The organism is Pyrococcus sp., from assembly GCF_030153625.1.
Classification (GTDB): domain Archaea; phylum Methanobacteriota_B; class Thermococci; order Thermococcales; family Thermococcaceae; genus Pyrococcus; species Pyrococcus furiosus.
In genome coordinates, this window is record NZ_JASKLM010000004.1 from 44887 (window position 1) to 52835 (window position 7949).

General features: G+C 38.7%; 6 protein-coding genes and 1 pseudogene. 6 read left to right on the forward strand and 1 reads right to left on the reverse strand.

Annotated elements, in window-relative coordinates; all coding sequences use genetic code 11:
- Window positions 1–309 precede the first annotated feature (309 nt).
- From PWP39_RS01375 to PWP39_RS01400, 6 genes and pseudogenes are all read left to right on the forward strand, one after another.
- Window positions 310–1101, forward strand: coding sequence for a hypothetical protein (locus PWP39_RS01375; protein WP_011012671.1), 792 nt, complete (start codon window positions 310–312; stop codon window positions 1099–1101).
- Window positions 1098–1511, forward strand: coding sequence for a hypothetical protein (locus tag PWP39_RS01380; protein ID WP_014835434.1), 414 nt, complete (start codon window positions 1098–1100; stop codon window positions 1509–1511). The genes PWP39_RS01375 and PWP39_RS01380 overlap by 4 nt, the downstream gene beginning before the upstream one ends.
- Window positions 1483–2256, forward strand: a complete 774-nt coding sequence (locus tag PWP39_RS01385) for an ABC transporter ATP-binding protein (protein ID WP_011012669.1) — start codon at window positions 1483–1485, stop codon at window positions 2254–2256. Before PWP39_RS01380 ends, PWP39_RS01385 begins: the two co-directional genes overlap by 29 nt.
- Before the next feature lie 54 nt (window positions 2257–2310).
- A pseudogene (gene fdhF, locus PWP39_RS01390) lies at window positions 2311–4314 on the forward strand (formate dehydrogenase subunit alpha).
- Between the two features lie 22 nt (window positions 4315–4336).
- The gene (locus tag PWP39_RS01395) at window positions 4337–5902 is read left to right on the forward strand and encodes an ABC transporter permease (RefSeq protein WP_288072064.1); all 1566 of its coding nucleotides are present in this window, start codon (window positions 4337–4339) and stop codon (window positions 5900–5902) included.
- Window positions 5896–6891 carry an ABC transporter ATP-binding protein gene (locus PWP39_RS01400; protein WP_288072066.1) on the forward strand — a complete coding sequence of 332 codons (996 nt, stop codon included), beginning with the start codon at window positions 5896–5898 and terminating at the stop codon, window positions 6889–6891. The genes PWP39_RS01395 and PWP39_RS01400 overlap by 7 nt, the downstream gene beginning before the upstream one ends.
- Here PWP39_RS01400 and PWP39_RS01405 read toward each other — a convergent pair.
- Window positions 6878–7855 (reverse strand): thiamine ABC transporter substrate-binding protein, encoded by a 978-nt coding sequence (locus tag PWP39_RS01405; protein WP_288072071.1) that lies wholly within the window; start codon window positions 7853–7855, stop codon window positions 6878–6880. The genes PWP39_RS01400 and PWP39_RS01405 overlap by 14 nt on opposite strands.
- Window positions 7856–7949 lie beyond the last annotated feature (94 nt).

Here is a 7949-nt window from a genome sequence, read left to right on the forward strand (position 1 = left end):
CCACAACATTTAACTATGAGGTCTGCCTAGTTGAGTGGGGAAATTGGAGTAATATAATATGTGATGCACCTGTCCCCTTAAAAACCATAGATGTAAGTTATAAGAACAACTTCGTTATAGAGGCCTCAGCTTTTTACCCTGTGGATCCTTTTGGAGTAACCAATAGTAGTGTTCTGTTAATATTCAACCCTGAACTCTCTAGGGATCAAATAGAGCATCTTATCTCTCAAAGAACATCAAGGACTCCACTCATTGTTTTTGGAATCCTTGGATTAATTGCATACCTAATTTTAAGAAGGAGGTGATTTTGTGAAGCATATCTTGCTTGAAATTGAGTCAAATAAAGGTCTTGTTATTCTCCTGATAATCCTCCCCTCCCTCCTGTTGGTAATAACTTGGTTTGCTCTCAGTGACTTAGGGGAAATTCCTAGTGAGGGAACAGAGTTCATGAAGACAGTTCCCTGCAAGGAAGTAGGAAATGTTATAGAGGAAAGCTCTCACTCGCTCATGTACTTTTTTGATGAGGTAGCACGTTCCCAAACTAAAGCACTTAAAAAGGGAATAAAAATTGTATTTAGTGGAGTTTTCTTGTCTGCTTCTCTTTTATCTGCTCTTATCCTGGGAAAATCTATCTCTATGGGAACCATAATATATGACATTGGAATTTTGAGAAATAAAAGGGCCATAATCTTGACGAGATTATCCCCAGTTCTAGTTTATTCTCTCTTCAGCTCCCTACTTGTTAGCATTGCTATTTCTTTCCTTCTTCAGCTATATGGAATGAACATTGAAGTTGGTGTTATGTTAAAGCTCTTTATTTCGCTATTTTTAGCTTCAACCTGGGGAATTTTCTTTTCATCGCTAATTTCTGTTTCTTCAAGGGAATACTCTTTTTCTGTTCTACTCTCTTTCCTAGTGGTTGGGGCATTCTTGTCGGAACTGCCAGGAAATGAACTTATTTTTCCTTTCTTAGACCTCTTTCAATGGATGCTCTTCCCTGAATTTGTGGAGTTGAAGTTTACGTCCATTGTTGGTTTGCTCTTATTGGGCATTACACCTCTTGTAACAATTAAAATCTTTGAGGGAGGTGACTACTATTGAGGTTTTGGATGACGATTATTTTGTCATCTCTATTTTTGGCTGGAACATTAGGAGTGATTACTTTCTTAGCTTCTCATCCCCTAGAAATGACCTTTTTATCCTTCGGAGTCTCTAAAGGGGAAGAAGAAACAAAAACGTGTGCAGTTAATATAAAGCTTATAACAATTCCCATAGCGGGGGAATATCTCATTAAAGGAGAAAACGTTACCGTAGTTACTTATGAAGGTACACACAAGGGTAGATTTTCTACTAACCTCAGAGGTGCTGTGTTGATGGTAGTTCAGAGCCTCAATAGCAAAGCTACCGTTAAGTTGCTTCCTAAAGTTAAATTTCCAACTCCTCATGTAGCCCTTATTATAATAATTGGCGTGGTGGGGGGATATGTTTTTAGAGTGCTGGAACGTAAGTAAATCGTACGGAGAAATAAAAGCTCTAGATAATGTCTCATTTGTACTTGATGAGGGACTGTCATTTATTCTAGGGCCAAATGGAAGTGGAAAGACAACTTTTATCAAAATTATGAGCAATATAATAAGGCCAGACTCTGGAAATATAAGGATATTCGGCAGGGACTATCTGGATGTTCCTGCCTCTGAATTGGGTTTTGCGTATGAAAAAATTGTGTTTCCACCGAACATCAGAGTTAAGGAATACCTTAGTGCCGTCGGACACCTTAGGGGGAATGATAACTCTGATGAAATAATAACCCTCTTTGAACTAGATAAAGTTAAAAATAAGAGATTTAAAGAGCTTTCCCAGGGGTTCAAGAGGAGGTTTTTAGTAGCTTCAGCATTTGTTGGAAATCCTAGGGCTGTATTTCTTGATGAGCCGTTTAGTAACGTTGATATAATAGCTAAGCGAAGTATGATGAGGACATTTTTGGAGCTAAAGAAAAAGCTCAACATAGTAATTGTCTCTCACGTATTTACAAACATTGAAGAAATAGATTCCCTTGTGGTTCTTTATCATGGCAAGGTTCTTGCAAATTATAGAGGAAAAGAACTATCTGATTTGACAGGATTTAGGGCTATATTTGAGGATGGAAATGTGATAATAAACGATGTGGAAAAAGTGAATTCCCTAATCTCCCAAGGAAAGAAGCTTGTTAAGATAGAACCAATTTCTATTGAAGATTGGCTGATGAAGATGTTTTAGATTTACATTTATGTGTAAATACAGACCAAAAAACTTTTAATTTTTGACATTATCATGTCTATAGGTGTGAGAATGAGTGTGAAAGTAGTTTGTCCCTACTGTGGTTTTGGTTGCAATCTTTTGGTAGATACAATTACAAAGAAAGTTAGGCCTTATAGGGGCGAGCCAAACAGGGGTAAGCTTTGTCCAAAAGGATTATTTGCACTTGAGCATGTCTATTCAAAAGATAGACTTAGATACCCCCTAAAAAGAGAAGGCAGTGACTTTAAGAGAATATCCTGGGAGAGAGCAATTTCCGAGATAGCTGAGAAGATAAGAGAAATTATTGAAAATTATGGACCGAGTTCAATAGCTTTTATTGCCTCATCAAAGATTACTAATGAAGAAAATTATTTGCTCTAAAAAATTGCGAGACTTTTGGGCACAAACAACATAGACAATTGTGCTAGATTGTGTCATGAATCAAGTGTACACGCCTTAAAGCTAACTCTAGGAGCAGGGATTCAGACTAACCCCTACTCAGATTTGGAAAAGTTCAAGGCACTCATGATATGGGGCTACAATCCAGCCGAAACTCATCCTGTCGTTATGCAATACATAATGAATGCCAAGAAGAATGGGGCTAAGATTATTGTTGTGGACGTTCGGGAAACTACAACAATGAAATTTGGGGATTATAAGGTAATAATTCGTCCTGGGACTGATATAACTTTGGCAAACGCCATAATGAATGTCATAATTGAAAATCGTTGGTACAATAAAGATTTCATTGAGAAGAGGACTGTAGGATTTTCAGAGATAAGGATGGGAGTTAAGAAATACACTCCCGAATATGCTGAAAAGATTACGGGCGTTCCAGCGAGGTTAATTAAAGAAATAGCTGAAGCTTTTGCAAAGGCTGGAAGTGGGGCTATATTATGGGGAATGGGAGTTACTCAGCAAATAGCGGGAGTTGAAAACGTTCTTGCTTTAATAAATATAGCTCTTCTCCTGGGATATTTTGGGGAAAAGGGTGGATTATATCCCATGAGGGGACAGAATAATGTCCAAGGAGCAGCTTACATGGGAACTTTAAGTGAATTTCTTCCTGGTTACGTACCTTTATCTGATTCGGAGTTCAGGAAAAAAGTTGCAAAATTGTGGGGAGTTGAAGATTTACCCACGGAGAGAGGTTTGTACCTTACTGAATATTGGGATGCCATATTGAATGGTGATTTAAAGGTCCTCTACATCGTTGGTGAAAATCCTGCCATTAGTGATGCAAATGTTCTAAAAGTTAGAAAGGCCCTAACTAAGCTCGAGTTATTGGTTGTTCAGGACATATTTCTCACAAGAACAGCTAGGTACGCTCACTATGTCCTGCCAGCGGCCGCCTTCTGTGAGAAGGAAGGTTCCTACATGAATAGCGAGAGGAGAATACAGTGGAGTCATAAAGCTTGCGAACCACTAGGGGAGAGCAAGCCAGATTGGGAGATTCTAACAATGTTGGCAAATGCTCTTGGGTTGAGGGGTTTTAACTACAAAAGGGTTGAGGAAATAACAGAGGAATACTTTAAGTTATTCCCAGAACTTGAAAATAGGAGTGTAGAGGAACTGAAAAACTCTGAGGGCATTGTAATTCCATCACCCAGGTTGTATACCGATAGATTTTTGACTCCAGGTGGAAGGGCCCGATTTATATCAGTGGAACAAATAATGCCATGGGAAGAACCGAATGGAGAATATCCTCTCATTCTTACAACGGTTAGGTTGATTACTCATTATAACACTGGAGAGATGACAATGAGGAGTCCGTCCTTGACAAAAATGATTGGTGAACCGTTTGTACTAATTAGTAGGGAAGATGCCCAAGAGTACGGAATTAAAGAAGGAGACTACGTTGTAGTTGAAACGAGAAGGGGAAACTTAACCCTCAAGGCAAAGATATCAAACATCCAAAGGGGTGTTATAGCAATACCCTTCCACTTTGAGGCCAATGTATTAACCAACGATGCGTTAAATAAAGCAGGAACTCCAGAGCTCAAGTTTTCGGCAGCAAGAATAAGGAAAGTTTCATAACTCCTTAATCTAACAAACAATCATGAAGAGATTGTTGCCTTTATCACTTTTGTTCTTGGGGGTGTTTTTCTACCTTCCAATTTTCCTTATAGTCAAGGAGGGAATCGATGTAAAGGCCTTAGTGGATGTGTTGACCGATAGTTATCACCTAAGAGTTATTTCGTTCACCTTTGTCCAGGCAATAGGTTCAACTGTGGTAACTCTCGTTATAGGACTCCCTGGAGCTTATATCTTTGCAAAGTATGACTTCCCAGGGAGGGATTTTCTTAAGGCTTTAATCACGATTCCCTTTGTAATGCCAAGTGTTATGGTTGCTTTGGGATTTCTAATACTTTTTGGGAAGTCAGGACCTTTTGGATGGCTTAATATCCTGTACTCGTGGAAAGCGATTATTTTGGCTCATGCTTTCTACAACTATCCAGTAGTAGTGAGAATGGTGAGTGCTGTCTTGGAAAGAACAAATCCCCATTATGAAGAAGCAGCAATGACCTTAGGAGCAAGAGGTTTTCTTCTCTTTAGGAAGGTGACGTTTCCTCTAATTCTTCCAGGAGTGATATCTTCTGCCCTTCTAACATTTACATTCTCATTTATGAGCTTTTCAATACCTTTGATCTTAGGAGGTTATAAGTATTCAACTCTCGAAGTTGACATCTTTGCCTCAATAATGGTTCTTTTGGACTTCAAAACAGGCTCTGCATTGGCTCTCCTTCAACTCATTCTAAGCTTAGTCTTTATATACGCCTACTTAAAGATACTCACCTTCTATGCAAAAATGGAAGAGCAAAGAATCATGATAGAGAAGAAAAAATTGAAGGGGTTGACTCTCTATCTAACTCTTCTCTATTTCGCATTTATTGGAGTATTTATTATTGGTCCGCTGATGGCTGTTGTCGTTGACTCTTTAACTTATGACGGAAGGATTAGTTTGGAATGGTATATGAGAGCATTTTCGGAAGAGTATAATCCAATGTTTGGAACAACCTCCATAAGGACAATTCTTAACTCCCTAATATTCGGTGTCTTCACAATGGTAATCTCCCTTTTAGTTGCTCTTCCTCTAGCCTATACAATAACTAAATACAGATTCAAAGGAAAGATACTGATAGATGCTCTTGCAACTCTTCCCTTAGCCAGTTCTTCTGTAGTTCTAGGCCTTGGATATCTTCTCGCCTTTAGAAAGACTCCTCTTTATGACTCCTGGGTGATAATTGTGTTGGCTCACTCAACGATTGCATATCCTTTTGTGCTAAGAGCTCTTTCCTCATCCCTAGTGAAGATAAAGAAATCTCTGTTTGAAGCTGCATTAACACTGGGAGCTAAAGAAGGGATTGCCTTTAAAGAGGTGGAACTCCCACTGATACAAAAAGGCCTTATAACTGGAGCTCTATTTGCCTTTGCAATAAGCTTGGGAGAACTTGCAACTACCTACATGCTTGCAAGGCCAGAATATACAACACTAACAATGGCCATCTACAAATTTATATCTGCAAGGCAATTTGGTCCAGCTTCGGCTTTAGCTGTAATTCTTATGTTTGTTTCGGGAATTAGCTTTTTAATAATTGAAAAAGTTGGTGGTGAGATATGGTGAGGGTAGAACTCAAGAATGTAGCCAAATCTTTTGGGAGCTTTAGACTTGATGTAAGCTTAAAAGTTAGAGATGGCGAGCTGTTAACCCTTTTAGGTCCAAGTGGATGTGGGAAAACAACGACCCTTAGAATAATTGCTGGGCTTGAAAGTCCCGACTCCGGTAGGGTTCTGTTTGACGGAGAAGATGTTACATCAAAAAAGCCTTATGAGAGGAATGTTGGATTTGTATTTCAAGATTATGCTCTCTTTCCTCACATGACCGTCTACGAGAACATTGCATTTGGATTAAAAGTTAGAAAGATTTCTAAAGATGAAATTAAAAGAAGAGTTAAGGAAGTTATAGAATTAGTTGGACTAGAAGGCCTTGAAAATCGCTATCCAGAACAACTTAGCGGTGGGCAGCAACAGAGGGTTGCTCTTGCAAGGGCACTAGTTATTGAGCCAGATATTCTTCTTTTGGATGAACCTTTGAGCAATTTAGATGCTAGAGTTAGGGAAAGGCTTAGGCGTGAAATAAGGAGAATCCAAGAGGAAGTTGGAATTACAACTGTGTACGTAACTCATGATCAAGTGGAAGCCATGGCAATAAGTGATAGGATAGCTTTGATGAACTTTGGAAGAATAGAGCAGGTTGGGGAACCTTTGAAGCTTTATCTAAATCCAAATAGTGAGTTCGTTGCAAGATTTTTGGGAGACGGAAATTTGTTGGAGGCAAGAGTGGAAGACGGAAAAGCAAAGATTGGTTCTCTAGAATTTAATATCCCTATATCATCCAAAAAAGTTAAGATATTTTTTAGGCCTGAACACGTTGAAATTGAAGAGGGAAATATGGCTAGAGTTGCTGACTACGAGATAATTCCAGGAAGAGTGAGGGTATACTTAGAAGTTGATAACATAACAATATTAGCTGAGAGACCTCTAGACGAGATAGAGAAAATAAGAAAGGGAGAAAAGGTGGGAATTAAGGTAAAAAAGTTTATTGTCCTTTAACATCTTCAGGATTCTTTCCTTCTACAACAACCTCTGTCCACTGCTTTAACCAATTATCAAGATTTTCTTCCACAAGACCTGGATCAATAGTGACAGGCTTTTTAACATCTAGAGCGTACTTATATACTTCTGGTAGCTTAACGTTCTTATTTACAGGGTACATCCACTGGGTTGTTGGTAACTTCTCTTGAGCCTTTTCGCTGATTAGGAACTCTACAAACTTCTTGGCTAGCTCCATATTTTTAGTTCCCTTAACTATTCCAACACCTTCAATCTGAAGGAAGTTTCCTTCTTCAAACTCAATAGCCTTAATATTCGTTTTGTTTTCATAATACACAGAAGCTGCCGGTGAAGTGGCGTAACTAAGGACTATTGGATACTCGCCTTTACTAAAAGCTTCCCAGGCTGCACTCCATCCCTTTACTATCTGGACGTTTTCTCGTAACTCTGCCCAATAATCGAGCCACTGGTCCTTATACACTGCAATAGTCCAGAGCATAAATGCTAATCCTGGAGAACTTGTCCTCGGGTCTTCGATTATAATTTTTCCTTTCCATTCTGGTTTTATTAAATCATTTAAACTCTTTGGATAGTCTTGGATTAGGTCAGTTCTGTAGTTGAATGCTATGTATCCAAAGTCAAATGGTGTTAAGTAAAATTCGGGGTCGAACTTTTCTATTATCCACTGAGGTATAACATCAACATTCCTGGGCTTGTATTTTTCTAGAACACCCGCCTTTATTGCTTTGCTCATAAATGTGTTATCAATACCAACTACAACATCCGCCTTTGGATTGTCCTTTTCTATAATTAACCTGTTAACAAGTTCTCCTGTACTCCCCACTAGGACTAAATTTATCTTTACGTTATATTCTTTCTCGAACTCTGGAATTACTTCCTTTAGCCAGTATTCTAGGCTATCATAGGCATATACTGTTAAAAACTTTTCCTGTTCACCCTGGATACTGTTAGGATAAGCTGTGGGGTGTCAGGTTTAAGTTACTGGCAGTACTTTAGAAAAAGAAGGGGGAACATGAAGTCTGAAACCATTATTTACT

What these genes read in the sequence shown, in the direction of transcription:
- PWP39_RS01400 (WP_288072066.1), top strand. Translation starts at nt 5,896, where the DNA reads ATGGTGAGGGTAGAACTCAAGAATGTAGCCAAATCTTTTGGGAGCTTT.
- PWP39_RS01385 (WP_011012669.1), top strand. Translation starts at nt 1,483, where the DNA reads ATGTTTTTAGAGTGCTGGAACGTAAGTAAATCGTACGGAGAAATAAAA.
- PWP39_RS01395 (WP_288072064.1), top strand. Translation starts at nt 4,337, where the DNA reads ATGAAGAGATTGTTGCCTTTATCACTTTTGTTCTTGGGGGTGTTTTTC.